Genomic DNA, 25,947 nt, shown 5'->3' with positions numbered 1-25,947 from the left:
CCCGCCGATATGGGGCGCCGCGTGGCGGCCGGGCAGGGGGGGTGCTTGGCAGGAGGGCGGGCGAGACCCCACCTTGCCGGGCTGAAGGAGGGCCAGACCCATGACCACCGAGATTGACGCCGCCACCCGCACCGAGCTGGAGGCCGCCGCCTTCCGCCGCCTGGTGGAGCACCTGCGCGAGCGCGGCGACGTGCAGAACATCGACATGATGAACCTGGCGGGATTCTGCCGGAACTGCCTCAGCCGCTGGTTCCGCGAAGCTGCCGAGGCGAAGGGCATCGCCCTGCCGGACCCCGAGGCGCGGGAGATCGTCTACGGCATGCCCTACAAGGATTGGCAGGCGAAGCACCAGAAGGAGGCCACCGCCGAGCAGAAGGCGAAGCTCGCCGCCAGCAATCCGGGCCACTGAGCCGCGGATCGGCTTTGCCCGGAGTCCTGGCCGGGCTATACCGCGCGCCCTGTGCCGGTGGAGCGTGTCCGCCGGCAGGAATGGATGATTGGAGTATCGCGATGTCCGACGCGGCGGAAACCCAGGACCAGGACACCGAAGTCGGCGGCATCGCCGCCGACCGGCTGCGCTCGATCATCGAGCGGGTCGAGCGGCTGGAGGAGGAGCGGAAGGCCCTTGCCGACGACATCAAGGACATCTTCGCCGAGGCCAAGTCCGCCGGCTTCGACGTCAAGGTGATCCGGCAGATCATCCGCCTCCGCAAGCAGGAGCCGGCCGAGGTTGAGGAGCAGGAGACGCTGCTCGACCTTTACCGGCGCGCGCTCGGCATGTGAGCCGCGCCGGGGCGGGGCGGCGGCGCCCTCGCCCCGGGCCGGGCCGACCGCCCACCCCCTTCTGCGCCGCCCCTTCCTCGCGCGGCCGGCGGTGACCGGCGCGGGCCGACTGCGGGGCCCCTCGATCCGGAGCCGCGCCGTGCGATCGCCGCTTGCCACCACCCTCGCCACCGTTGTCACCCTGCTGTTCGGCTATGCGCTGCTGCAGATGGGCAACACGCTGCAGGGCTCCCTGTTGACGCTGCGGGGCGGACGGGAAGGCTTTTCCGCCACCGCCATCGGCCTGGTAGGCTCGGGCTTCTATGTCGGGCTGATCTTCGGCTCGCTTTATGCCGGGCGCCTGGTGCGCGGCGTCGGCCACACCCGCGCCTTCGCGGCACTCGCGGCGGTGGCCTCCTCGGTGCCGCTGCTGCACCTGATGCTGGTCAGCCCCTGGCTCTGGCCCCTGGGGCGGGCGATCACCGGCTTCTGCTTCGCCGGCCTGTTCATCGTGGTGGAAAGCTGGCTGAACGGCGCCGCCTCCAGCGCGGTGCGCGGCCAGATCCTCAGCATCTACGGCATGACCGGAATGCTGTCGGGCGTCGTCGGCCAGCTGCTGCTGACCACCGCCGCGCCCACCGGCTTCGTGCTGTTCTGCCTCGTTTCCATGATCATCTCCTTCGCCCTGGTGCCGGTGGTGCTGTCCCGCGCCCAGGCGCCGGCGCAAGGCGAGGGCGACGCGACGCTGGACCTGCGGCGGCTCTACGGGCAGTCCCCCTTCGGCGTGGTGGCCGCCTTCCTGGTCGGCATCAGCACCAGTTCCTACTACTCGCTGGGGCCGCTGTTCGCGCAGCGTGCCGGGCTGGATGCCGGCGCGGTGGCGGTGTTCATGGCCTGCGGCTCGCTGGGCGGGTTTCTCGCCACCTGGCCCATGGGCTGGCTGTCCGACCGGATGGACCGCCGGCAGCTCAGCGTCGGCCTCGCCATGGTGGCCGCGGGCGCGCTGCTCTGGATGACGCTCGCCGTGCCAGAGCACCCGCCGCATGTCGTGCTCTATCTGCTGGTGGGCGTGTTCGGCATGCTGGTCATCCCGGCCTACAGCCTGGTGCTGGCGCATGTGAACGACCACGTTCCGCCTGGCCAGTTCGCCGCGGCCTCGGGCGGGTTGCTGATCCTCTGGGGCGCGGGCTCGGCGCTGGGGCCGCTGCTGGGCGGCGTGGCCATGGCCACGCTCGGCAGCCGTGGCCTGGGGTGGCAGATCCTCTGCGCGCAGGCGCTGATCGCCCTCTGGGGCATCTACCGCATCAGCCAGCGCGCCGCGCCGGAAACCAAGGAGGACTTCCTGGTCATGCCGGTGCAGCCGGTGGGCACGGAGCTGGTGGCGGTGGCCGAGGAAGCCGCGGTGGAGCGCGAAGCCGGGGCTTGAACCCGGCCTCCTTCCACCACATATCCGCTTCCGTCAGCCAGTCCAGGCTGCTTCCGCGCCCGCGGTTTGCCGGGGTGCGATGGCAAGGCGCCGTCCCAGACAATTCGGCCAACCGTCAGCTCGGCAACTTCGTGCCGCGCGGCGTGTTGATGTGCCGCGTGATGGGCGCTCTTTGGCGGCGTGACCTCATTAACCTTGAAGTGAATGGATGGTGCCAGACTGCGCGCCAGCCAGAAGGATACGACTAGAAATGTCTTCGATTTCCGCTCTCCGGCAGCCCATCGTGGCGCCGCGTCCGCTCCCCGCAAGCCAGCAGGGAGCCGATAAGTCCGGCCTTTCCCAGGCCGAGATCCGCCTTCTCATCCTTGAGACCATGGGCTGACCCCGGCTCAGGCGCCTTTGCCTCAGCTGTAGAACTGGTCCACCCTGGCCGCGTGGACCTGCAGCACCATGCGGCGCTTCACCTTCATGGTGGGCGTCAGCAGGCCATTCTCCACCGTGAAAGGTTCCACGGCGGCGAAGCGGCGGATCCGCTCGACGGTCGTGAGCCGGCCGTTCACCCGTCTGACCGCACCCTCCAGCGCCGCTGCGTCCTGCCCCTCGGCAGGCACCAGCAGGGCGCTGATGGCAGGGCGCCCTTCACCGGCCACCACGGCCTGGGCGATTTCCGGTTCAGCCATCAGCAGGCTCTCGATGCGTGCCGGGCTCACCATTTCCCCGCTCAGCGTCTTGATGAAGTCGCGCTTGCGATCGGTGATGCGCAGCGCGCCATTCACGATCTCCCCCACATCGCCGGTATGCAGCCAGGGCTCGCTGTCCGGCAGCTCCGGCCGCAGCGCGGCCGCGGTCGCCTCCGGGTTGTTCCAGTATCCATCCATCGTCAGCGCGCCGCGAATCAGCACCTCGCCATCCCCGGCGATCCGCACGGTGACGCCCGGCAAGGGCCTGCCGACGCTGCGGCGGTCGTTTTCCCAAGGGGTGTTGACGCTGACCACCGGTCCGGCCTCCGTCTGCCCGTAGCCCTGCAGCACGGGCAGGCCGAGCGCCAGGAAGAAGCCGGACAGGTCGGGGTCGAGCCGCGCCCCGCCCGAGACCAGCGCCATCAGCCGGCCGCCGAAGCGCTGCCGGACCTTGCGCCTCACCAGCCGGTCCAGCACCGCGTCCTCCGCCCGCTCCAGCGCGTTGAGGGGAGGGCCATCCATCCGCCGCAGGCCCAGGCGCAGCGTCGCCTCGAACAGGCGCTGCTGCAGGGCGGATTGCTTCTCCAACCCGGCCAGGATGCGCGCGCGCAGCACCTCGAAGAGGCGCGGCACGGCGGTGACCACCTGCGGCCGGACTTCCGCCAGTTCCGCCGAGAGCCGCTCGGCCCCCCGGCTGAAGACGATCTCGATGCCGAAGGAGGTGAGCAGGTAGGCCACCGTATGCTCATAGGCATGGGACAGCGGCAGGAAGGAGAGGTAGCAGGCGTCGCGCGGCAGGGCGAGGCGGCGAATGAAGCTCGCGATGCCCCGCCGGTTCGCCAGCATGGCCCGGTGGGGCAGCATCACCCCCTTGGGCGCGCCACCGGTGCCGGAGGTGTAGATCAGGCAGGCGAGCCGGCCGGAGGGGATCTGGTCCGCCTCGGCGGCCAGCATGGGCAGGTCGCCGCGGGTGGCGCCCAGTGTGCCCCAGGGCACCGTGCCGGGCGTGTCCTCCATGCAGACCACCAGGTCGAGCCCGCCGAGGCCCGCGGCCTCCGCCACCGCCGAGGCCAGCTTCGCGGTGGAGGTGATGGCGCAGCGGGCGCCTGAATCGCGCAGCAGGTGCGCATGGTCCGCCACCGTGTTGGTGGTGTAGGCCGGCACGGAAACGGCGCCGATGGCCATGATGGCGGTGTCGGCGATCAGGAATTCAGGCCGGTTCTCCGCCACGATCAGAACCCTGTCACCAGGGCAGATGCCGCGCGCCCGCAGCCCGGCGGCGATGTCGGTCACCTGAAGGGCGAACTCGGCCCAGGTCAGGCTGCGCCACCCTCCATTGCGCCAGAAGCGCAGCATGGGCCGATCGGGCCAGGAGCGGGCCAGCCCGAGCATCAGGGCGGGCAGGCTGTTCCATTTGTCCTCGGCAGGCATGGGGCGGGGCGGCGTCCTATGGAGGGAGGGGGAACGTCGGTCGCATAACCGCGTTTTGCGGCCGGCTTCCGCGGCTGTGGCGCGAAGACCGGGCGGGGGGCGCTTGGCCTGCCCCGCGAGGGGATTATATCGAGAGCAGCGAACCCACAACCGCAAGGCCCGTCGTGACGCTGAACAACCTTCGTCTCCTTCCCCGCGACACCGCCGGCCGCCCGCAAGGGGGCGAAGGTGGCGCGGCCCTGCCGGCCTGGGATCTTTCCGACCTCTACGCCACCACCGCCGACCCGAAGCTGGAGGCTGACCTCGCCCGGGCCGAGGTGGAGGCCCGTGCCTTCGCCGAAGCGCATGCCGGCAGGCTCGCCGCCCATTCCGGGGACCGGCTGGCGGAGGCCATCGCGACTTACGAGCGGATCGAGGAGGTGCTGGGGCGGGTGATGTCCTTTGCCTCGCTGGTCTTCTCCGGCGACGCGCAGGACCCTGCCAACGGCCGCTTCTACCAGGACATGCAGGAGCGGGTGACGGCCATCTCCACCCACCTCCTGTTCTTCACGCTGGAGCTGAACCGGCTGGAGGACGCGGTGCTGGAGAAGAAGTTCGCCGTCTCCGCCGCGCTGCGCCACTACCAGCCGTTCCTGCGCGACCTCCGCGTCTTCCGCCCGCACCAGCTTTCCGACGAAGCCGAGCGCCTGCTGCACGAGAAGGAGGTGACCGGCCGCGCCGCCTGGAACCGCCTCTTTGACGAAACCATCGCCGCGATGGAGGTGAAGGTGGGCGAGGAGACGCTGAACGTCTCCGGCGCGCTGAACAAGTTGTCCGACCGCGACCGGGCGGTGCGCGCCGCCGCCGCCAAGGGGGTCTCGGCGGCCTTCGGCGAGAAGGCGCGGCTGTTCACGCTGATCACCAACACCCTGGCCAAGGACAAGGAGATCGTTGACGGCTGGCGCCACTACCCGCGCCCCGGCAGCAGCCGCAACCGCGCCAACATGGTCGAGGACGAGGTGGTGGACGCGCTGGTCACCGCCGTGGTCGAGAGCTTCCCGAGCCTCTCGCACCGCTACTACGCGATGAAGGCCAGGTGGCTCGGGCTGCCCAAGCTGCAGCACTGGGACCGCAACGCGCCGCTGCCCGACGAGGACGACAGCAGCATTCCCTGGGAGGCCGCGCGGGAGCGGGTGCTGAAGGCCTACAGCGCCTTTGACCCGGAGCTGGGACGCATCGGCCGCGAGTTCTTCGACAAGCCCTGGATCGACGCGGTGCTGCGCCCCGGCAAGGCCTCCGGTGCCTTCGCGCATCCGACCGTGCCTTCGGCGCACCCCTATCTGCTGCTGAACTACCACGGCAAGTCGCGCGACGTGATGACGCTGGCGCACGAGCTTGGCCATGGCGTGCACCAGGTGCTGGCGGCCGGTCAGGGCTACCTGATGTCCGGCACGCCGCTGACGCTCGCCGAGACCGCCTCCGTGTTCGGGGAGATGCTGACCTTCCGCGCCGTGCTCGACGCCGAGACCGACCCGCGCCGCCGCCGCGCGCTGCTGGCCGGCAAGGTGGAGGACATGCTGAACACGGTGGTGCGGCAGATCGCCTTCTACCGCTTCGAGACGCTGCTGCACGACGCCCGCCGCAAGGGCGAGCTCTCGCGCGAGGAGATCGGCGCGCTCTGGATGCAGGTGCAGGTGGAGAGCCTCGGCCCGGCCTTCGAGTTCACGCCGGACTACGAGATCTACTGGTCCTACATCCCGCACTTCGTCCACACGCCCTTCTACGTCTATGCCTATGCCTTCGGCGACTGCCTGGTGAACGCGCTCTACGGCGTGTTCCAGGAGGGCGGCGTGCCCGGCTTCCAGGAGAAGTACCTGGAGATGCTGCGCGCCGGCGGCACCCTGCGGCACAAGGAGCTGCTCGCGCCCTTCGGGCTCGACGCCTCCGACCCCGCCTTCTGGCACAAGGGATTGAACGTGATTTCCGGCTTCATCGACGAGCTTGAGCGTGCCGATGGCTGAGCCCCGTGACGAGGAGGGCCGCACCCTTTTCGGTGAGATCCGCCGCATGGCCCGCACCTCCGGCGCGGTCGGCGGCATCGCCGCGCGCATGGCCGGCGAGCGCTATCTTGGCTTCCGCACCGACAAGGCGGCCCATGCCAACGACCTGAAGGCGCTGCTCGGCGGGCTGAAGGGCCCGCTGATGAAGGTGGCGCAGTTCCTCTCCACGGTTCCCAACGCCCTGCCGCCGGAATATGCGCAGGAGCTGGCGGGGCTGCAGGCCAACGCGCCGCCCATGGGCTGGGCCTTCGTGCGCCGGCGCATGGCCTCGGAGCTGGGCGCCGGCTGGCAATCCCGCTTCACCAGCTTCAGCCAGGAGGCGGCCGCCGCGGCCAGCCTCGGCCAGGTGCACCGCGCCACCCTGCCGGACGGCCGACTGGTCGCCTGCAAGCTGCAGTATCCGGATATGCCGAGCGTGGTGGAGGCCGACCTCCGCCAGCTCAAGATCGCCATGGGCATCTTCGCCCGCATGGACGACGCCATCCAGCATGACGACGTCTATGTGGAGCTGTGCGACCGCCTGCGGGAGGAACTCGACTATGCCCGCGAGGCCTCGCACATGCGGCTCTACAACCGCATGCTGGCCGATGTGCCGGATGTGCGCACGCCGCAGCCGATCGAGGGCCTCTGCACCCGCCGCCTGCTGACCATGACCTGGCTGGACGGCCGCCCGATCATGGACCGCCTGGCGGAGGACCCGCCGCTGGAGGAGCGCAACGCCTATGCCCGCGCGCTGTTCCACGCCTGGTACACGCCCTTCTATCGCTACGGCGTGATCCACGGCGACCCGCATCTCGGCAATTACCAGGTGCGGCAGCCGACCGAGGGCGAGCCAGCCGGCATCAACCTGCTTGACTACGGTGCCATCCGCGTCTTCCCGCCGCAGTTCCTGCGCGGCGTGATCATGCTCTACGAGGCGATCCGCGACAGCGACGACGAGAAGGCGGCGGAGGCGTACCGCATCTGGGGCTTCACCGACCTCTCGAAGGAGAAGATGGCGGTGCTCGGCCTCTGGGCGAAGTTCCTGCACGAACCGCTGCTGGACGATCGCGTGCGGCCTATCCAGACCGGCGGTGACCCGGATTTCGGCCGCAAGGTGGCGGCCGAGGTGCATGCCGGCCTCAAACGCACCGGCGGCGTGAAGCCGCCGCGCGAGTTCGTGCTGGTGGACCGCGGCGCGGTTGGCCTGGGCAGCGCCTTCATGCGGCTCGGCGCCGAGCTGAACTGGCACCGCATGTTCCAGGAGCTGATCGCGGGCTTCAACGAGCAGGAGCTGGCCGCGCGGCAGGCCGAGGCGCTGCGCGAGGCGGCGGTGCCCCCCACCGCCGCCTAGAGCAGCCCTTCCTGGCGGAAGGACAGGTGGCGGCCGCTGCCGATGATGAGGTGGTCGTGCAGCGTGATGCCGAGGGCCGTGGCCGCCGCCTGGACCTGGGCGGTCATGGCCCGGTCGCCCTCGCTGGGCGTGGGGTCGCCGCTGGGGTGGTTGTGCACCAGGATCAGCGCCGTGGCATGCAGCTCCAGCGCCCGCCGGATCACCTCGCGCGGATAGACCGGCGTGTGGTTCACCGTGCCCTTGCCCTGGGCCTCGTCGGCGATGAGGCGGTTGCGGCTATCGAGGAACAGGACGCGGAAGTGTTCGACGCGCTCCCGCGCCAGCGCGGCGCTGAGGTAGCCGAGCAGGCTCTCCCAGTTTCCCAGGACGGGGCGTTCCAGCACCTCGTGCCGCATCAGGCGCAGCGCCGCGGCCTGCACGGTCTTGAGCGCGGCGATACCGGCCTCGCCGATCCCCTCGACCTGGCGGAGCTCCGCCACGGAAGCGGAGAGCGCGTTGCCGAAGCTGCCGAAACGGGCCAGCAGCCGGCGTGCGATGGCGCGCGTGTCCCGACGCGGCAGCGCCAGGAACAGCAGCATCTCGATCAGCTCATGGTCCAGCAGGGCGTCAGGGCCGGCGGAGAGGAGCCGTGCCCGCATCCGCGCACGGTGCCCCTCCGCACCGGCGGGCACGGCGCGCGGGTCGATGGAGCCAGAGTCAACGGAGCCAGGGTCAACGGAGCCAGCGTCGATGGAGCTAAGCTCACTCTCCGGCGTGGCAAGGCCGAGCAGAAGCACGTCAAGGCCTGCTTCCGTCGCCGCCATGCCGCGCAACTTGCGCATTGGAGCCTCCACTGGTCGCGCGGAGGTTGGGGCAAAGCCGGGAGGCTGTCCAGCACTCCCGGTCCCGGCCTAGGCGGCGTAAGGCGGCTTGTGCAGCCCGGCGGGGGAGAAGGTGAAGACCTCGCATCCCGTCTCGGTCACGCCCACCATGTGCTCGAACTGCGCAGAAAGGCTGCGGTCGCGCGTCACGGCGGTCCAGCCATCGTCCAGCACCTTCACCTCGGGCCGGCCGGCATTCACCATCGGCTCGATGGTGAAGAACATGCCGGGCTTCAGCGCCGGCCCCTCGCCGGGGCGGCCGAAATGCAGGATGTTCGGCGGCGCGTGGAAGCTGCGGCCGATGCCATGCCCGCAGAAGTCGCGCACCACGCTGAAGCGCTGCTTCTCGACATAGCTCTGGATGGCATGGCCGATGTCGCCGAGCCGCGCGCCGGGGCGGACGGCGGCGATGCCGCGCATCATGCTCTCATGCGTCACGTCCAGCAGCAGGCGGGCCTTGGTGCTGGGCGTGCCGGCCACGTACATCCGGCTGGTATCGCCGTACCAGCCATCCAGGATGACGGTGACGTCGATGTTCAGGATGTCGCCATCCTGCAGCGCCTTGTTGCCGGGAATGCCGTGGCAGACGACGTGGTTGATCGAGATGCAGACCGACTTCGGGTAGCCCCGGTAGCCGAGGCAGGCGGAGACGGCGCCGTTGGCGCGGATGAAGTCGTCGCAGAGGCGGTCCAGCTCGCCGGTTGTCACGCCCGGGCGGACATGCGGCGCGATCATGTCGAGCGTCGCGGCGGCCAGTTGCCCCGCACGGCGCATTCCCTCGAAATCTTCAGGCGGGTGCAGGGCTATGCGCCGCGCCTCGGCAGCAGAGTTTTCCATGGTGCCAGGCAAGATGCGCGCCCCTCCCTTCGGTTGCAAGCATCGCAACCGCAGGGCAGGGGTGCGGCCGCCATCATCCTCCGGCCCGCTCGCCGGCCTTGCGCTCCACCGTGCCCAGGGCATCCGCCAGCCGCGCGTCGGCGCTGCCGCGGCGGGCGGGCTTCGGCTGGTCCGGGGCGGGCGCCCAGCCGGTGAGCGTCAGCAGTTCCAGCGGCATGGCCAGCACCCCTTCCTCCAGCGGCAGCGCGCCGAGCGCCAGCGGGAACATGGCGCGCGGCGGCACGCGCGGGTCGCGCGCCTGTACGGCGTTGCTCTCGCCGGCCGCGCGCAGGTCGGCGATCAGTGCCATGGGCGAGCGGTAGCGAAGGTCGAGCCGGTCGCGGTCGGCCACCGGCATGGCGAAGCCGGCGCGCTGCAGCAGGGCGGCTCCGTCACGCAGTTCCGGGAAGGGCGAGACGCGCGGGCTGAGCCCGTCGCGCAGCGCCGTCTCGGCCCGGCCGAGCGCCTCGCGCAGCGGCTGCAGCGTGCCAAGCGCCGGCAGCGTGGCGAGGAACAGCCCGTCCGGAGCCATGGCACGCCGGATCTGCAGCAGGGCGCCGGGAAGATCGTTCACCCAGTGCAGCGAAAGGCTGGCAACCACGAGGTCGAAGCTGCCGGTGGCGAAGGGCAGCCACTCCTCGTCGGCGGCCAGCGGCAGGCCGCCCGCGCCCCGCGCCATGGGCGCGGAGAGGTCCATGGAGACCACCGTCTCCACGCCGCGGGCGCGCAAGGCAGGCGCCACGGCACCACGGCCGCCGATATCCAGCGCCCGGTGAAAGCGGCGGCTGATGTCGTCGAGCCGGTCCAGCAGAAGGGCCGCGCCGGCCTCCAGAACCGGCGCCACGCGCCCGATTCCGGCCGCCGCGCGGTCACGCCGGCACCGGACCAGGGCGCGATCGAAAACCTGCATTGCATCCGCCATGCGGCAGCAGATGCGCCCCGCGCCCGCGGCGCGCAAGCGGCCATTGCGGCGCGGTGCGGCAGCCCTGTATTGTCACGAAATGGTGATTCTTGATCTGCCGGCCGCGGGGCAGGCCCTGCGGGCCCGTTGGCGGCGCCTGGGCTCGGCAGCGCTGGATGCGCTGCTGCCACCACGCTGCCCGGCCTGCGCCGCCTTGGTGCTGACGGAGGGAACCCTTTGCCCGGACTGCTTCCGGGCCGTGACGCCGGTCGGTGAACCTCTCTGCCATTGCTGCGGCCTGCCGTTCCTCCATGCGGGGCAGGGCGAGGCGCTGGCGGCGGCGCCGGGCGGCGAGCTGCATTGCGCGCGGTGCGCGGAGCGTCGTCCCCTCTACGGCCGGGCGCGCGCCGCCTGGCTTTACGATGCCGGCTCCAAGCGGCTGATCCTGCCCTTCAAGTACGGCGACCGTACGGAACTCGCCGGCCTGCTGTCACGGCAGATGGCGCAGGCTGGCCGCGCGCTGCTGGCGGAAGCCGACCTGCTGCTGCCGGTGCCGTTGCATCGCGGCCGGCTGCTTGCCCGCCGCTACAACCAGGCGGGGCTGCTGGCGGCACGGCTGTCGCGGCTTTCAGGCACGCCCTGGGCACCGAACCTGCTGCGCCGCGCCCGCCATACGCCGAAGCTGGCGGGCCTCGGCGCCGCGCAGCGCCTCGCGGTGCTGGATGGGGCCTTTTGCCTGGCGCGGCACGGCGGGTCGCGGGTCGCGGGCCGCCAGGTGCTGCTGGTGGACGACGTGCTGACCTCGGGCGCCACGGTTTCGGCCTGCGCGGCGGTGCTCCTGGCCGCTGGCGCGACGCAGGTGGATGTTGTGGCCGTGGCGCGGACGCCGGGCCCTGAACTGGTCGAGATGGGCTGAACCCGCCGCACCGGTGAAACGCTCTTGACCGGCCGCCGGTGCGCGCCGATCTGTGCGTCATGGCCAAGGTCGAAATCTACACCACCGCGTTCTGCCCCTACTGCTCGCGTGCCAAGCTGCTGCTCGGCCGCAAGGGCATCGGCTTCACCGAGTACGACGCGCCGCACGGCTCCCAGGAGCGCAAGGACGCGATCCGGCGCTCCGGGGGGCGCACCACGGTGCCGCAGATCTTCATCAATGATGAGGCGATCGGCGGCTGCGACGACCTGTTCGCGCTGGACCGTTCTGGCAAGCTCGATCCCATTCTCCAGGCCGGCTGAGGCTTGGACCAGGCGCCTTGCGCGGAGCCGAGCCAGACCGGCGCTTTACGCCGCGTTAAACCAGATCGGCGCTTTGCGCTGAGATAAACCAGATCGGCGCTTTGCGCTGAGATAAACCAGATCGGCGCTTTGCGCTGAGATAAACCAGATCGGCGCTTTGCGCTGAGATAAACCAGATCGGCGCTTTGCGCTGAGATAAACCAGATCGGCGCTTTGCGCTGAGATAAACCAGATCGGCGCTTTGCGCTGAGATAAACCAGATCGGCGCTTTGCGCTGAGATAAACCAGATCGGCGCTTTGCGCTGAGATAAACCAGATCGGCGCTTTGCGCTGAGATAAACCAGATCGGCGCTTTGCGCTGAGATAAACCAGATCGGCGCTTTGCGCTGAGATAAACCAGATCGGCGCTTTGCGCTGAGATAAACCAGATCGGCGCTTTGCGCTGAGATAAACCAGATCGGCGCTTTGCGCTGAGATAAACCAGATCGGCGCTTTGCGCTGAGATAAACCAGATCGGCGCTTTGCGCTGAGATAAACCAGATCGGCGCTTTGCGCTGAGATAAACCAGATCGGCGCTTTGCGCTGAGATAAACCAGATCGGCGCTTTGCGCTGAGATAAACCAGATCGGCGCTTTGCGCTGAGATAAACCAGATCGGCGCTTTGCGCTGAGATAAACCAGATCGGCGCTTTGCGCCGGGCCAAACCAGATGAGAGAATGGGCGTTCCGTCCCATGCACCCGGAACCGGCATGATCCACTACCAGCTCCGCTGTGACCAGAACCACGGCTTCGATGGATGGTACAAGGACAGCGTGGCCTTCGAGAAGCTGGCCCGCGCGGGGCTGATCGACTGCCCCGTCTGCGGCGGCACCAAGGTGGAGCGCGCCCTGATGGCGCCCGCCCTCGGCAAGGGGCGGGCGGCGGAGGCGCCGCCGCCCGCGGCGGTGCCGCCCGCGGATGCCGGCAAGACCACCCAGGCCGCCGCCGGGCCGATGCCGGCCCAGGTGCTGGCGCTGCTGCAGCGCATGCGGGCCGAAGTGGAGAAGAGCTGCGACTATGTCGGCCATGAGTTCGCCGACGAGGCGCGGCGCATCCATCGCGGGGAAAGCGAGCGCCGTGGCATCTACGGCGAAACGAGCGACACCGAGGCCGAGGCGCTGCGCAAGGAAGGCGTCGACATCGCGCAGCTCCCCTGGGTGCCCCGCGCCGACAGCTGAGGTCAGTCCTTCCGCGCCGCCGCGATGTAGTTGACCGCCACGTCGCGGCTTTCCCGCCACTCCCTGCCGCCGAGCACCGGCACCATGCCGGCGATGTCGCAGACCCGCAGCCCGGCGCGGCGCGCCTCCGTCCCGAGCTCTGCGGGCGTGACGAACATCCGCCAGTCATGTGTGCCGCGCGGCAGCAGGCGCAGCAGGTACTCCGCCCCGACCTTGGCGAGGAGAAAGGCGCGCGGGGTGCGGTTCAGGGTGGACAGGAACAGCATCCCGCCGGGCTTCAGCAGCGCGGCCAGGGCGGCCAGAAAGGCCGCGCGGTCGGCGACGTGCTCGATCACCTCCAGCGCCACCACGGCGTCGAACCGCGCCCCCTCGGCCGCGAGGTCCTCCGGCCGGCCCTCCCGATAGCCGATGCTGAGGCCCTCGGCCTCGGCATGGGCGCGGGCCACGGCGAGGGCGCCGCCGGCGGCATCCAGCCCGGTGACCTGGGCGCCGCAGCGGGCGAGGCCTTCGCTGGCGAGCCCGGCGCCACAGCCCACATCCAGGATCGAAAGCCCCCCCAGGTCGGTGCCGGCGCGGCCATGCGCCGCGGCGAGGCGGCTGGCCACCCACCGGCAACGCAGCGGATTCATCCGGTGCAGCGGGGCCATCGGGCCGTTCGGGTCCCACCAGCGCGCGGCCAGGGCGTCGAACTTGGCGATCTCGTCCGGCAGGGCGGTGGCAGCGGTCATGGCGGGGTCTCCGGGCTGGGGCGCGCGCCATGCCGGTTGCGGCAAGGCGCGCGTCTCGTTATCTGTCCCACGGCTTGGCCGGCCGCAACCGCGCCCGGTTTCCGGACCCATTGGACACAGCCTCCCAGACCCGCATGGCACGCATCGTGATGAAGTTCGGCGGCACCTCCGTCGCCGACCTGGACCGTATCCGCAACGTCGCCGCCCGGGTGAAGCGTGAGGTCGACGCCGGGAACGAGGTGGCGGTGGTGGTTTCCGCCATGGCCGGCACCACCAACCAGCTGGTGAAGTGGTGCCAGGAGCTTTCGCTGCTGCACGACGCGCGCGAGTATGACACCGTGGTGGCCACCGGCGAGCAGGTGACGATCGGCCTGCTGGCCATCGCGCTGCAGACCATCGGCGTGGACGCGCGCTCCTGGCAGGGCTGGCAGATCCCGATCCGCACCGACGACGCGCATGGCAAGGCGCGCGTCGAGGAGATCGACGGGCAGGTGCTGATCGGCCGGATGGCCATGGGCCAGGTGCCGGTGGTCGCGGGCTTCCAGGGCGTCGGCCCGGACAACCGCGTGACCACGCTAGGCCGGGGGGGCTCGGACCTTTCCGCGGTCGCCATCGCCGCGGCGGTGAAGGCGGACCGCTGCGACATCTACACGGATGTGGACGGGATCTACACCACCGATCCCCGCATCGTGCCGCGCGCCCGCAAGCTGCCGGCGGTGGCCTATGAGGAGATGCTGGAGCTGGCCTCGGTCGGCGCCAAGGTGCTGCAGACCCGCTCGGTCGAGCTGGCGATGAAGCAGCGGGTCCGGATTCAGGTGCTGTCCTCCTTCGAGGACAAGCCGGGCGAGCCCCTGCCTGGTTCATTGGTCGTGGATGAGGATGAGATCGTGGAACAGCCGCTGGTGACGGGCGTCGCCTATTCCCGCGACGAGGCCAAGGTGACGCTGCGCCGGGTGCCGGACAAGCCGGGCATCGCGGCGCTGGTGTTCGGGCCGCTTTCGGCCGCCAACGTCAACGTGGACATGATCGTGCAGAACCTGGGCGCCGACGGCACCACGGACATGACCTTCACCGTGGGCAAGGCCGACCTGCCGCGCGCCAGGGATGTGCTGGAGAAGTTCCGCCCGGAGATCAACTTCGAGGCCATGGTGACCGACCCGGAGGTCGCCAAGATCTCCATCGTCGGGATCGGCATGCGCAGCCATGCCGGCGTCGCCGCCACCATGTTCAAGGCGCTGGCGGAGAAGGGGATCAACATCCAGGTGATCTCCACCTCCGAGATCAAGACGAGCGTGCTGGTGGGCGCCGAGTACACCGAGCTCGCCGTCCGCGCCCTGCACAGCGCCTACGGGCTGGACGCGGAGGGCTGAGCCCATGGATGCGCTCGCCGCCCCTGGTGGAGCCGACACGCTGGACGCGCTGATGACGCGCGGTGCCGCTTTCCTCGGCACGCGCCATGCGATCCTCGGCGGCGCCATGAGCTGGGTCAGCGAGCGCAACCTGGTCGCCGCGCTCTCCAACGCCGGCGCCTTCGGCGTCATCGCCTGCGGAGCGATGACGCCGGAACGGCTGGCGGAGGAGATCGCCGCCACCCAGGCGCTGACCGATAAGCCCTTCGGGGTGAACCTCATCACCATGCACCCGCAGCTCGCGGCGCTGGTGGATGTCTGCCTGGCCGCGCGGGTCGGGCACATTGTCTTCGCCGGCGGCATTCCGCCCACGCCGGCGATCCGCCAGGCCAAGGAGGGCGGCGCGCAGGTCATCTGCTTTGCCCCGGCCGTGGCGCTGGCGAAGAAGCTGGTGCGCTCCGGCGCCGACGCGCTGGTGATCGAGGGCTCCGAGGCGGGCGGCCATATCGGCCCTGTCAGCCTGAACGTGCTGGCGCAGGAGATCCTGCCGCAGGTGCGCGACGTGCCTGTTTTCGTCGCCGGCGGCATCGGGCGGGGCGAGGCGATCCTCTCCTACCTGGAGATGGGCGCGGCGGGCGTGCAGCTCGGCACGCGCTTTGTCTGCGCCACCGAATGCGTGGCGCATCCGGACTTCAAGCGCGCCTTCATCCGCGGCGCGGCGCGCGACGCGATGCCCAGCGCGCAGGTGGATGCCAGTTTCCCGGTGATCCCCGTGCGCGCCCTGCAGAATGCCGGCACCCGCCGCTTCGTCGAGCATCAGGTGAAGGTCATCCGCCGCTTTCAGGCCGGCGAGCTGAGCAAGGAGGCCGCGCAGCTCGAGATCGAGCACTTCTGGGCAGGCGCCCTGCGGCGCGCCGTGGTCGAGGGCGACATCGAGAATGGCAGCGTGATGGCCGGGCAGAGCGTCGGCATGGTGACGCGGGAGCAGCCCGTGGCCGAGATCATCGCCGAGCTGCTCGCGCAGGCCCGCGCCGCGCTGGCGGCGCGCCGCGCCCGAAGCTGAGCGCGTGCGCCTGCGGCAGCTCTCCTCTTTGCGGTTCGCAGCGCGTTTGGCCGCGCCTTCCCTGGCGCGATAGGTGTTCCCCGGGTGGCGTACGACCTGAAACGCACTGCTCGCAGCGATCTCCAGCTCGCCGAGGCGGTCCGTGTCGGCGACGAGCTCCGCCAGGCCCGCCTTGCCCTGGGCATCAGCCTGGAGGAGATGGCGGAGCAGCTCCGCATCAGCCGCCGCTATCTGGACGCCCTTGAGGACGGGCGGGTGAATGACCTTCCCGGCCTCGCCTACGGCACCGGCTTCGTGCGCAGCTATGCCCAGGCCATGCGGCTGGACGCCGCCGACCTGGTCCGTCGCTTCCGCCAGGCCGCCGGTGGGCAAAGCCGGGGCAGGGACCTCGTCTTTCCCGAGCCGGTGCCCGAGCGGGGCGTCCCTGCGGGAGCCATCATCATGCTGGGCGCGGTGCTGGCGGTCGGGGCCTATGCCGCCTGGTACCGCTGGAGCGGTCCTTCCGAGCGCACGGTGGACGCGGTGCCCGCCCTTCCGCCCCGGATGGAGGAGGCAGCCCGCGAGGCTGGCCAGCCTCCGCTGCCGGAGCCGCCAGCGCCTGCCACCGGCGCCTCGCGCTCCGGCTCGCCGCCGGCGCTTCTCCCGCCGCCCGCCACAGGCGGCGAGGCCGCGCCCGGAACGGGCGTGCGCGCCGGCTCGGGCTCCCCGGGCCAGGCGCCGCCGCCGCCGCTCGCGGAGGCGCGTGCTTCCGCGGCGGCTGCCGAATCGGGCCGGACGCAGGGCGCCGGCCCCCAGGCGCCCGCCACGCCACCGGTCGCCTCTCCTTCAAGCCAGCCCCCCGCACCGACCGGGAACGCGATTGTGCTGCGGGCCACGCAGGAATGCTGGGTGCAGGTGCGCGAGGCCCGCTCCGGCCGGGTGCTGGTCAGCCGCGTGCTGCAGCCCGGCGAAGCCTACGAGGTGCCGCAGGAGCCCGGATTGCTGCTCACCACCGGGCGCGCCGAAGGCCTCGCCATTGAGGTGGGCGGCGTTGCGAGCCAGGCCCTGGCCACGCAGGTGGGGGTGCGGCGGGACATCCTGCTCGACCCCGCACAGCTGCGTGAGGCGCGCCCGGGCCAGCTTCCCACCCGTTAGGCTTGGCCGGCAGCCCGTCTGCTGCCATATCGGCGGCATGCCGAAGCGGGAGGCCTGACCGCCATGTCCTATCGTCCCTACCAGCAGATCCTGCGCCGGAAGTCGCGGCAGATCGGGGTTGGCAAGGTGCTGGTCGGCGGAGACGCACCGATCTCCGTCCAGACCATGACCAACACGCCCACCGAGGATGCGGCGGCCACCATCGCGCAGATCCGCCGGGCGGAGCTGGCGGGGGTGGACATCGTCCGCGTCTCCTGTCCCACCGAGGAAAGCACCGCCGCGCTGCATGAGATCGTGCGCGAGGTGAACGTCCCCATCGTCGCCGACATCCACTTCCACTACCGCCGCGCCATCGAGGCGGCGGAGGCGGGGGCGGCCTGCCTGCGTATCAACCCCGGCAACATCGGCAGCAAGGAGCGGGTGAAGGAGGTCGTGAAGGCCGCCCGCGACCATGGCTGCTCCATCCGCATCGGCGTCAATGCTGGCAGCCTGGAGCGGCACCTGCTGGAGAAGTACGGCGAGCCCAACCCGGAGGCACTGGTCGAATCCGCCCTCTGGCACGCCGCCCACCTGCAGGAACTCGATTTCCACGAGTTCAAGATCAGCGTGAAGGCCAGCGACGTGTTCCTCGCCGTCGCCGCCTACCAGCAGCTCGCCGAGGCCTGCGACCACCCGCTGCACATCGGCATCACCGAGGCGGGCGGCAAGCGCACCGGCACGGTGAAGTCCTCGATCGGCCTGGGCTCGCTGCTCTGGGCCGGCATCGGCGACACCTTGCGCGTCTCGCTCTCCGCCGAGCCGGAGGAGGAGGTGCATGTCGGCTGGGACATCCTGAAGTCGCTCGGCATCCGGCACCGGGGGGTGAAGATCATCTCCTGCCCCTCCTGCGCCCGGCAGGGCTTCAACGTCATCGAGACAGTGGCGGCGCTGGAGGAGCGGCTGGCGCATATCGAGACGCCGCTCACCCTCTCCATCATCGGCTGCGTGGTGAACGGGCCGGGCGAGGCGCTGATGACGGATATCGGCGTGACGGGCGGTGGCGCCGGGCGCCACATGGTCTATCACGCCGGCCGCACCGACCACACCGTGGATGGCGCGGGCATGGTCGATCACATCGTGGAACAGGTCGAGCGGAAGGCGGCGGAGATCGCCGCCTCCCAGGCCCAGCAGGCAGCGGAGTAAGGCGTTGAGCGGAATGCAGCCGGTTCGTGGCACCCGGGATCTGATCGGGGATGCCTTCCGCCGCCATCACCACGTGATCGAGACGGCGCGGCACGTCACCGGACTTTACGGGCTGGAGGAATGGGCGACGCCCATCTTCGAGGCCACCAGCGTCTTCGCCCGCACCCTGGGCGACACCTCCGACGTGGTGACCAAGGAGATGTACACCTTCGAGGACCGCGGCGGCGATTCCGTCACCCTGCGGCCGGAGAACACGGCCGGCATCGTGCGCGCGCTGGTCTCCAACGGGCTGGCGCAGCAGGCGCTGCCCCGCAAGGTCTTCTATGCCGGGCCGATGTTCCGCTACGAGCGGCCGCAGAAGGGCCGCTACCGGCAGTTCCACCAGATCGGCGCCGAGATCCTGGGCGCCGCCGAGCCGCTGGCCGATGCCGAGGTGATCGCCTGCGGCTGGCAGATCCTGCAGCAGCTCGGCATCGATGACGGCGTGGTGCTGGAGCTGAACACGCTGGGCGACACGCCGAGCCGCGATGCCTACCGCGCCGCGCTGGTGGAGTATTTCACCGCCCATCGCGACCAGCTTTCCGAGGACAGCCAGAAGCGGCTGGAGAAGAACCCGCTGCGCATCCTCGACAGCAAGGATGCGGGCGACAAGGCGCTGGTCGCCGAGGCGCCGACCATCCACCAGCACCTCACCCCGCAGGCGGCGGAGTTCCACACGGCGGTGAAGCGCCACCTGGACCGCTTCGGCGTGCCCTACCGGGACAACCCGCGCATCGTCCGCGGCCTGGACTACTACAGCCATACCGCCTTCGAGTTCGTCACCGACCGGCTGGGCGCGCAGGGCACGGTGATGGCCGGCGGCCGCTATGACGGGCTGGTGCAGGAGATGGGCGGCCCCGCCACCCCCTGCGTCGGCTGGGCGGCGGGCGTCGATCGCCTGGCCGAGCTGCTGGAGGAAACCCCGGACCCGGTGCGTCCGGTGGCGGTGGTGCCGGTCAGCGAGGCGGAGGAAGGCCCGGCCGTCGAGCTGCTGCAGATGCTGCGCGCGGCGGGCGTGCCGGCCGAGATCGCCTACAAGGGCAACCTCAAGAAGCGGATGGAACGCGCCAACCGCGTCGGCAGCCAGGCCGCCATCATCATCGGCGAGAGCGAGGTGGCCGAAGGCGTGGTGGTGGTCCGCAACCTTTCGGACGGCACGCAGGAGCGCGTCGGCATGCCCGGCCTGCTGCCGGCGCTCGCCGCCGCCGGCGTGGTGGACGCCATGCTGGAGCAGATGGTCGAGGAGATGGAGCTGGCCGCCGAGGGCGACGAGTTCGACGAGGACGAGTCGGACGAGGAATGAGCCTGCCCGAGAAGCTGGATCGCCTGCTCTATCGCGCCGACGAGGTGCGGGCGCTGCTGGAAACGGCGGAGGGCGGGCAGATCGGCGCCCTCTCCAAGGAACTCTCCGAGCTGGAGCCGCTGGTCGAGAAGGTGCAGGCGCTGCGCGCCGCCGAGCGCGCCCGCGACGAGGCGGAGGCCCTGCTGGCCGACCCCGAGATGCGCGAGCTGGCCGAGCCCGAGTTCTACGCCCAGCGCGACGCCGTGCCCCGGCTGGAGCACGAGGTGCGGCTGATGCTGCTGCCGAAGGACGCAGCGGACGCCGGCAGCGCCATCCTGGAGATCCGCCCCGCCGCCGGTGGGGACGAGGCGGGACTCTTCGCCGCCGAGCTGTTCGCCGCCTACCAGCGCTACGCCGCGCTGCGCGGCTGGCGCTTCGGCATCCTGGAGTACGACGAGTCGGAGCTGGGCGGCATCAAGGGCGCCGTGGCCGAGATCGAGGGGCAGGGGGTCTTCGCCCGCTTGAAGTTCGAGAGCGGCGTGCACCGCGTGCAGCGCGTGCCGGCCACCGAGACGCAGGGGCGCATCCACACCTCCACCGTCACCGTCGCGGTGCTGCCGCAGGCCGAGGAGGTGGACGTGCAGATCAACGAGGGCGACCTGCGCATCGACACCTACCGCGCCTCCGGCGCCGGCGGGCAGCACGTCAACAAGACCGACAGCGCCGTCCGCATCACCCACCTGCCCACCGGCATGGTGGTGGCGATGCAGGAGGAGCGCAGCCAGCACAAGAACCGCGCCAAGGCGATGAAGGTGCTGCGGGCGCGGCTCTACGAGATGCAGCGCAGCCAGGCCAGCGCCAGCCGCTCGGCCGACCGCCGGGCGCAGGTCGGCACCGGCGACCGCTCCGAGCGCATCCGCACCTACAACTTCCCCCAGGGTCGCGTGACCGACCACCGCATCGGCCTGACCCTGCACAAGATCGACCGCGTGATGCAGGGCGAGCTGGACGAGATCATCGACGCGCTGACCGCCGAGGACGAGGCGGCGCGGATGGCGGCCGAGGGTGTCTGAGAGCCCGCCTGGAGGCGCCTGCCCCGACCCGGCCGGCACCGTCGGCGCCTTCCTCTGCCGCGCCGGACAGCACCTGCGCGCCGCCGCCATCGAGAACCCGCGCCTGGAGGCCCGGCTGCTGCTGGCCGAGGCCATGGGTGTGGAGCAGGGGGCACTGCTCGGCTCGCCACGCCGGCCCGTGCCGCCGGAGCCGGCCGCCCGCTTCGCCGCCATGCTGCGCCGCCGCCTCGCGCATGAGCCGATGGCCTTCATCCTGGGCCACCAGGGCTTCTGGACGCTGGACCTGGAGGTCTCGCCCGACACGCTGATCCCCCGCGCCGATTCGGAGACGGTGGTGGAGGCGGCGCTCGCAAGCCTGCCGGTGCCCGCGGCGCGTGTGCTGGATCTCGGCACCGGCACCGGCTGCCTGCTGCTGGCGGTGCTTTCCGAGCGGCCCGACGCGTTCGGGGTGGGGGTGGACCTGTCGCCGGCCGCGGCGGCCCTCGCTGGCCGGAACGCGCGGAGGAACGGGCTTGGCGGGCGTGCGGCCTTCCTGGCCGGCGACTGGGCAGGCGCGTTGGCGGGACGCTTCGACCTGGTGCTCTCCAATCCGCCCTATATCCTCCGGGAGTCGGTCCCAGGACTGATGCCGGAGGTGGCATTGCACGAGCCACACCGTGCGCTCGACGGCGGTGAGGACGGGCTGGAGGCGTATCGGCGCATTGTCGCGGCGCTGCCCGACCTGCTCACGCCGCATGGCTGTGCCGTGCTGGAACTGGGGCAGGGGCAGCGGGAGGCGGTTTCCCTGCTTGCAGGCTCAGCACAGCTTGCAATCCGGGGTTGCCGGGCCGATCTGAACGGCATTGAAAGAGCCCTGATCCTAGGCCGTCAGTGAAAAAAACCGTTTGGCGGCGGGGGGCTGCGCGGTTAGGGTGACTTCGCGGCCCCGGGCGGACGAGTTCACCCGGCCGGATCCGCCGGAAAGGTTTTTCTGGTGAAAGATCACCAGTGGCTTCCGGCGCCGCAGCAACGCAACACCATCAGCAAGCTCCCCGGTGCGCCGGGGTCCATGCCGGACCCCTGAATGCCGGACGGCGCGAGCGTGAGACGGCGAACGCAACACCGATGAACATGAAGCGCATGCGCGGACGCGGCGGCCATCGCCATGGCGGCGGCGGGGGCGGCGGCGGCGGCGGGCAGTTCCGCCAGAGCGGCCACCAGCCCATGAACCGCAACCATGTGTTCGACTCCAACGGGCCGGACATGCGGCTGCGGGGCACCGCCCAGCAGCTCTTCGAGAAGTACCTGCAGCTTGGCCGCGACGCGACCAGCGCTGGCGACCGGGTGATGGCCGAGAGCTATTTCCAGCACGCCGAGCACTACTTCCGGATCCTGAACGCCATGGCCCAGGCCGCCCAGGCCCAGCAGCAGCCGCGCCGCCCGCAGTCTGGCCCGGATGGTGCCGAGGGAGGCGAGCAGCAGGGGGAAGGGGGCGAGGTGAACGGCCATGCCCAGCCGTCCTTCGACGGCGAGAATGCCGACGTGCCCGACCAGCGCGAGACGGTGCAGTAACCTCCCGCATGGCGGGGCAGGGCCGTGCGGGCCCGCCCCGGCCGGGGGCCGGCTCAGGCCGGTTCGAGCGCCTCCAGCGCGTCGCCTAGGGCAACCTGGCCGCCTTCCTCCACGGTGGCATGCACCCCGAGATCGGCATGGCCGAAATGCTCGCGCAACAGGCGCGGCACGTCGGCGTCGCGCTCGCCGGTCTGCAGGTTCACCTGGGTGGCCGGGCAGCGAACAGTGCGCTTGAACACTGCCAGGCGCGCCCCGCCCAGCATCACCTCGTGCCCGACCCAGGCGAACTCCGCCCAGGCCGGCAGGCCGGTGAAGTAGACGTTGGCGCGGAAGCGCAGCGGTTCCAGGCGGCGGCCGATCGCCTTCTCGAGCGCCTCAAGGCTGGCCAGGTTGATGAGGGAAACGCCCTTCTTCTTCTGGTCCGTGAAGGCGTGGCCCGGCGCTTCCAGGAAGCGGGGCGCCCCGCGCGCTTCCGCTCCCAGATAGGCCGTCAGCACCTCCGCGATTCGCGCGCGCCCGGCTTCCGTGCGGGTGTCCGCCACCAGCGGCTCGGCGCCGGGCACGCGCAAGGATAGCTTGCCGCTGCGCGGCTCGTAGGCCGAGGCGACCAGGGCGAGGCGCGCATTGGCCATCAGGCAGGCGAAGTTCTGCTTGGGCAGGAAGCGGGGCGCCGCCTCGTCAAACGGCGCGTCGCCCTGGACCAGCGCGAAGCGTCGGTCATGCGGAAAGCACTCGCCGGCGTGTAGCTCGACCGATTCCAGCGCCTCCGCCGTCAGGCCCTTCACGGGATAGCGGTAGAGGTGCTCGACGCGCATCGGTTCAGCTCCCAATTTTTCGACGCCCCTCTTGAAGGAGCCTTCGTCTCCTTACCACATCCCCCGCATCAGCGGAGCCGTTGTCGCCTTCAAGGGACCTCGCGCTCCGGTTGCCTCACCGGAGGGACCAGAATGGACATCGAGAAGTTCACCGAGCGAGCCCGCGGCTTCCTGCAGGCGGCGCAGACCATCGCCATCCGCGAATACCACCAGCGTGTCACCGCCGAGCACCTGATGAAGGCGCTGCTCGATGACGAGCAGGGCGCGGCCGCCGGCCTGATCCGTGCCGCCGGCGCCGACCCGAAGCCTGTGCTGAGCGCCGTTGAGGCCGAGTTGGCCAAGCTGCCGCGCGTGCAGGGCGGCGGGGCCGGGCAGCCGCAGTTCATGCCCGACATCGTGCGTGTCCTGGATGCCGCCCAGCAGCAGGCCGGCAAGGCCGGCGACAGCTACGTGGCGCAGGACCGGCTGCTGACCGCGCTGGCGGCCAGCGACACGCCGTCCGGCCGCGCGCTGGTCGCCGCCGGCGCGACCGCCAAGAAGCTGGAAGCCGCCGTCGCCACCATCCGCAAGGGGCGGAAGGTGGATAGCGCCAATGCCGAGCAGAGCTTCGACGCGCTGAAGAAATACGCCCGCGACCTGACCGCCGCGGCGCGCGAGGGCAAGCTCGACCCGGTGATCGGCCGTGACGAGGAGATCCGCCGCGCCATCCAGGTCCTCGCCCGGCGCACCAAGAACAACCCGGTGCTGATCGGCGAGCCCGGTGTGGGCAAGACCGCCATCGTCGAGGGGCTCTCGCTGCGCATCGTCAACGGCGACGTGCCGGAGGCGCTGAAGGACAAGCGCGTCCTGGCGCTCGATCTCGGCGCCATGGTGGCCGGCGCCAAGTATCGCGGCGAGTTCGAGGAGCGGCTGAAGGGCGTGTTGTCGGAAATCGAGCAGGCGGCCGGCGAGGTCGTCCTGTTCATCGACGAGATGCACACGCTGGTCGGCGCCGGCAAGGCGGATGGCGCGATGGACGCCTCCAACCTGCTGAAGCCGGCGCTGGCGCGCGGCGAGCTGCACTGCATCGGCGCCACCACGCTGGACGAGTACCGCAAGCACGTGGAGAAGGACGCGGCGCTGGCGCGGCGCTTCCAGCCCGTCTTCGTCGGCGAGCCGACGGTGGAGGACACCGTCTCCATCCTGCGCGGCATCAAGGAGAAGTACGAGCTGCACCACGGCGTCCGCATCGCGGACAGCGCCCTGGTGGCGGCGGCGACCCTCTCCAACCGCTACATCACCGACCGCTTCCTGCCCGACAAGGCCATCGACCTGGTGGACGAGGCCGCCTCCCGCCTGCGCATGCAGGTGGACAGCAAGCCGGAGGAGCTGGACGAGGTGGACCGGCGCCTGATGATGCTCAAGATCGAGCGCGAGGCGCTGAAGAAGGAGGACGACGCCGCCAGCCGCGACCGGCTGGAGCGGCTGGAGCGCGAGCTCTCCGAGTTGGAGGAGCGGTCGGATACGCTGACCACTGCCTGGCAGGAGGAGAAGGGCAAGCTCTCTGAGGCTCAGAAGGCCAAGGAGGAGCTGGACCGTGCCCGCACGGAGGTGGAACTGGCGCAGCGGAAGGGGGACTATGCCCGGGCCGGCGAGCTGACCTATGGCGTGATTCCCGCATTGGAGAAGAAGATCGCCGAGGCGGGCGACGGCGGCCGGCTGGTCAATCAGGCGGTGACCGAGGAAGGCATCGCCGCGGTGGTGAGCCGCTGGACCGGCATTCCCGTCGAGAAGATGCTCGAGGGCGAGCGGGCCAAGCTGCTGCACATGGAGGATTCGCTCCGCGCCCGCGTGGTCGGGCAGGAGGAGGCGCTGGAGGCGGTCTCGAAGGCGGTGCGGCGTGCCCGCGCGGGCCTGCAGGACCCGAACCGGCCGATGGGCAGCTTCCTGTTCCTCGGCCCGACCGGCGTCGGCAAGACCGAGCTGACCAAGGCGCTCGCCGCCTTCCTGTTCGACGACGAGAAGGCGCTGCTTCGGATCGACATGTCCGAGTACATGGAGAAGCATGCGGTGTCGCGCCTGATCGGTGCCCCTCCGGGCTATGTCGGCTACGAGGAGGGTGGCTCGCTGACCGAGGCGGTCCGGCGGCGGCCCTACCAGGTGATCCTCTTCGACGAGGTCGAGAAGGCGCATGAGGACGTGTTCAACGTCCTGCTGCAGGTGCTCGACGATGGGCGGCTGACGGACGGGCAGGGGCGGACCGTGGACTTCCGCAACACCCTGATCGTGCTGACCAGCAACCTGGGTTCCGAAATCCTGGCGGCGCAGCCGGATGGTGAGGACGTTGACCTGGTGCGCGGGCAGGTGATGAACATCGTGCGCGGCCGGTTCCGGCCGGAGTTCCTGAACCGGCTGGACGAGATCGTGCTGTTCCGCCGCCTCGCGCGGAAGGACATGGGCTCGATCGTCGAGATCCAGCTTGGCCGGCTGCGGAATCTGCTCGAGGAGCGGAAGATCACGCTCGAGCTTGATCAGTTCGCGCGGGACTGGCTGGCGGAAGCGGGATACGACCCGGTCTATGGGGCGCGTCCGCTGAAGCGCGTGATTCAGCGGAACCTGCAGGACAAGCTCGCCGAGTTGCTGCTGGAAGGCCGCGTGGCCGACGGCAGCAAGGTGAAGGTCTCGCTGGGGACCGACGGGCTGGAACTGGACGTCGCCGGCTGAAGCGGACCGGCTGCGGAATTTTTGTGAAAGCTGTTTGACAGGGGCGGGGGCCGGGCCTAAAAGCCGGCTCCCGACGCTGAGGGACGGACGAACGGACGGACCGCAGCGAGAGGCGCCGCAGAAAAGTGCGGCGGGGCGTTGACAAGCGACCTGACGGTCGCTAGATACGGCGCCCCGCCAACGAGTGGGCGGTGACAAGCTTAAGGATGTCCACTACAGGCGGACAAGCTTAAGTTTGATGTTGATTGAAAATTGCATCGGGTTTTC

At 70.5% G+C, this 25,947-nt stretch carries 24 protein-coding genes; 17 read left to right on the top strand and 7 right to left on the bottom strand.

Annotated elements, in window-relative coordinates; translation table 11 throughout:
* Positions 1–100: 100 nt before the first annotated feature.
* The 3 genes from E0493_RS00120 (at position 101) to E0493_RS00110 (ending at position 2,188) form a co-directional block, all read left to right on the top strand.
* A complete protein-coding gene (locus tag E0493_RS00120; protein WP_160934881.1) occupies positions 101–409 on the top strand; it encodes a DUF1244 domain-containing protein in 309 nt (102 codons plus the stop codon).
* 101 nt (positions 410–510) lie between these two features.
* Positions 511–783 carry a DUF2312 domain-containing protein gene (locus tag E0493_RS00115; RefSeq protein ID WP_160934880.1) on the top strand — a complete coding sequence of 91 codons (273 nt, stop codon included), beginning with the start codon at positions 511–513 and terminating at the stop codon, positions 781–783.
* A 139-nt stretch (positions 784–922) separates the two neighbouring features.
* Positions 923–2,188 (top strand): MFS transporter, encoded by a 1,266-nt coding sequence (locus E0493_RS00110; RefSeq protein WP_367614427.1) that lies wholly within the window; start codon positions 923–925, stop codon positions 2,186–2,188.
* A 404-nt stretch (positions 2,189–2,592) separates the two neighbouring features.
* Here E0493_RS00110 and E0493_RS00105 read toward each other — a convergent pair whose 3' ends face one another.
* Positions 2,593–4,299, bottom strand: coding sequence for an AMP-dependent synthetase/ligase (locus E0493_RS00105; protein ID WP_160934879.1), 1,707 nt, complete (start codon positions 4,297–4,299; stop codon positions 2,593–2,595).
* A 164-nt stretch (positions 4,300–4,463) separates the two neighbouring features.
* Between E0493_RS00105 and E0493_RS00100 the strand changes: the two genes are divergently transcribed.
* Positions 4,464–6,299, top strand: coding sequence for a M3 family oligoendopeptidase (locus E0493_RS00100; protein WP_160934878.1), 1,836 nt, complete (start codon positions 4,464–4,466; stop codon positions 6,297–6,299).
* Positions 6,292–7,671, top strand: coding sequence for an ABC1 kinase family protein (locus tag E0493_RS00095; RefSeq protein WP_160934877.1), 1,380 nt, complete (start codon positions 6,292–6,294; stop codon positions 7,669–7,671). The genes E0493_RS00100 and E0493_RS00095 overlap by 8 nt, the downstream gene beginning before the upstream one ends.
* Here the strand turns inward: E0493_RS00095 and radC are convergent.
* From radC to E0493_RS00080, 3 genes are all read right to left on the bottom strand, one after another.
* Positions 7,668–8,492: a RadC family protein gene (gene radC, locus E0493_RS00090; protein ID WP_235913508.1), complete on the bottom strand. Its 825-nt coding sequence runs from the start codon at positions 8,490–8,492 to the stop codon at positions 7,668–7,670. The two genes, E0493_RS00095 and radC, sit on opposite strands and share 4 nt — an antisense overlap.
* Positions 8,493–8,561: 69 nt before the next feature.
* Positions 8,562–9,368 carry a type I methionyl aminopeptidase gene (map, locus tag E0493_RS00085; protein WP_160934876.1) on the bottom strand — a complete coding sequence of 269 codons (807 nt, stop codon included), beginning with the start codon at positions 9,366–9,368 and terminating at the stop codon, positions 8,562–8,564.
* A 73-nt stretch (positions 9,369–9,441) separates the two neighbouring features.
* Entirely contained in the window at positions 9,442–10,329 is an 888-nt protein-coding gene (locus E0493_RS00080) for a methyltransferase domain-containing protein (RefSeq protein WP_160934875.1), read from the bottom strand.
* 79 nt (positions 10,330–10,408) lie between these two features.
* On the opposite strand from E0493_RS00080, the gene E0493_RS00075 reads away from it, so the two are divergent.
* On the top strand, positions 10,409–11,224 hold the full coding sequence (locus E0493_RS00075; protein WP_160934874.1) for a ComF family protein: 816 nt from the start codon (positions 10,409–10,411) through the stop codon (positions 11,222–11,224).
* 59 nt (positions 11,225–11,283) lie between these two features.
* Complete coding sequence (gene grxC / locus E0493_RS00070) at positions 11,284–11,544, top strand: glutaredoxin 3 (protein ID WP_160935237.1); 261 nt, start codon at positions 11,284–11,286, stop codon at positions 11,542–11,544.
* A gap of 55 nt (positions 11,545–11,599) precedes the next feature.
* Here grxC and E0493_RS00065 read toward each other — a convergent pair whose 3' ends face one another.
* Entirely contained in the window at positions 11,600–12,295 is a 696-nt protein-coding gene (locus tag E0493_RS00065) for a hypothetical protein (protein WP_160934873.1), read from the bottom strand.
* Between E0493_RS00065 and E0493_RS00060 the strand changes: the two genes are divergently transcribed.
* Positions 12,294–12,761 carry a DUF1178 family protein gene (locus tag E0493_RS00060; RefSeq protein ID WP_160934872.1) on the top strand — a complete coding sequence of 156 codons (468 nt, stop codon included), beginning with the start codon at positions 12,294–12,296 and terminating at the stop codon, positions 12,759–12,761. The genes E0493_RS00065 and E0493_RS00060 overlap by 2 nt on opposite strands.
* 2 nt (positions 12,762–12,763) lie before the next feature.
* On the opposite strand, the gene ubiG is transcribed toward E0493_RS00060, so the two are convergent.
* The gene (ubiG, locus tag E0493_RS00055; RefSeq protein WP_160934871.1) at positions 12,764–13,489 is read right to left on the bottom strand and encodes a bifunctional 2-polyprenyl-6-hydroxyphenol methylase/3-demethylubiquinol 3-O-methyltransferase UbiG; all 726 of its coding nucleotides are present in this window, start codon (positions 13,487–13,489) and stop codon (positions 12,764–12,766) included.
* Between the two features lie 134 nt (positions 13,490–13,623).
* On the opposite strand from ubiG, the gene E0493_RS00050 reads away from it, so the two are divergent.
* The 8 genes from E0493_RS00050 (at position 13,624) to E0493_RS00015 (ending at position 22,162) form a co-directional block, all read left to right on the top strand.
* Entirely contained in the window at positions 13,624–14,859 is a 1,236-nt protein-coding gene (locus E0493_RS00050) for an aspartate kinase (RefSeq protein WP_160934870.1), read from the top strand.
* Positions 14,860–14,863: 4 nt separating this feature from the next.
* Positions 14,864–15,901, top strand: a complete 1,038-nt coding sequence (locus tag E0493_RS00045) for an NAD(P)H-dependent flavin oxidoreductase (RefSeq protein WP_160934869.1) — start codon at positions 14,864–14,866, stop codon at positions 15,899–15,901.
* A gap of 84 nt (positions 15,902–15,985) precedes the next feature.
* Positions 15,986–17,035: a RodZ domain-containing protein gene (locus E0493_RS00040; RefSeq protein ID WP_160934868.1), complete on the top strand. Its 1,050-nt coding sequence runs from the start codon at positions 15,986–15,988 to the stop codon at positions 17,033–17,035.
* Between the two features lie 63 nt (positions 17,036–17,098).
* Positions 17,099–18,217, top strand: coding sequence for a flavodoxin-dependent (E)-4-hydroxy-3-methylbut-2-enyl-diphosphate synthase (gene ispG / locus E0493_RS00035; RefSeq protein ID WP_160934867.1), 1,119 nt, complete (start codon positions 17,099–17,101; stop codon positions 18,215–18,217).
* Between the two features lie 4 nt (positions 18,218–18,221).
* Positions 18,222–19,559 (top strand): histidine--tRNA ligase, encoded by a 1,338-nt coding sequence (gene hisS, locus E0493_RS00030; RefSeq protein WP_160934866.1) that lies wholly within the window; start codon positions 18,222–18,224, stop codon positions 19,557–19,559.
* On the top strand, positions 19,556–20,611 hold the full coding sequence (prfA, locus tag E0493_RS00025) for a peptide chain release factor 1 (RefSeq protein WP_160934865.1): 1,056 nt from the start codon (positions 19,556–19,558) through the stop codon (positions 20,609–20,611). Before hisS ends, prfA begins: the two co-directional genes overlap by 4 nt.
* A complete protein-coding gene (gene prmC, locus E0493_RS00020) occupies positions 20,604–21,485 on the top strand; it encodes a peptide chain release factor N(5)-glutamine methyltransferase (protein WP_160934864.1) in 882 nt (293 codons plus the stop codon). The genes prfA and prmC overlap by 8 nt, the downstream gene beginning before the upstream one ends.
* A gap of 230 nt (positions 21,486–21,715) precedes the next feature.
* Positions 21,716–22,162 (top strand): DUF4167 domain-containing protein, encoded by a 447-nt coding sequence (locus E0493_RS00015; RefSeq protein WP_235913506.1) that lies wholly within the window; start codon positions 21,716–21,718, stop codon positions 22,160–22,162.
* Positions 22,163–22,215: 53 nt separating this feature from the next.
* Here E0493_RS00015 and E0493_RS00010 read toward each other — a convergent pair whose 3' ends face one another.
* Positions 22,216–22,977 (bottom strand): MOSC domain-containing protein, encoded by a 762-nt coding sequence (locus E0493_RS00010; RefSeq protein WP_160934862.1) that lies wholly within the window; start codon positions 22,975–22,977, stop codon positions 22,216–22,218.
* Positions 22,978–23,109: 132 nt separating this feature from the next.
* Between E0493_RS00010 and clpB the strand changes: the two genes are divergently transcribed.
* The gene (gene clpB, locus E0493_RS00005; protein ID WP_160934861.1) at positions 23,110–25,680 is read left to right on the top strand and encodes an ATP-dependent chaperone ClpB; all 2,571 of its coding nucleotides are present in this window, start codon (positions 23,110–23,112) and stop codon (positions 25,678–25,680) included.
* The last annotated feature ends 267 nt before the right edge of the window (positions 25,681–25,947 follow it).

It is taken from the genome of Teichococcus coralli (assembly GCF_009829925.1).
Classification (GTDB): Bacteria; Pseudomonadota; Alphaproteobacteria; order Acetobacterales; family Acetobacteraceae; genus Pseudoroseomonas; species Pseudoroseomonas coralli.
This window is presented reverse-complemented; position numbering and strand designations above follow the sequence as displayed.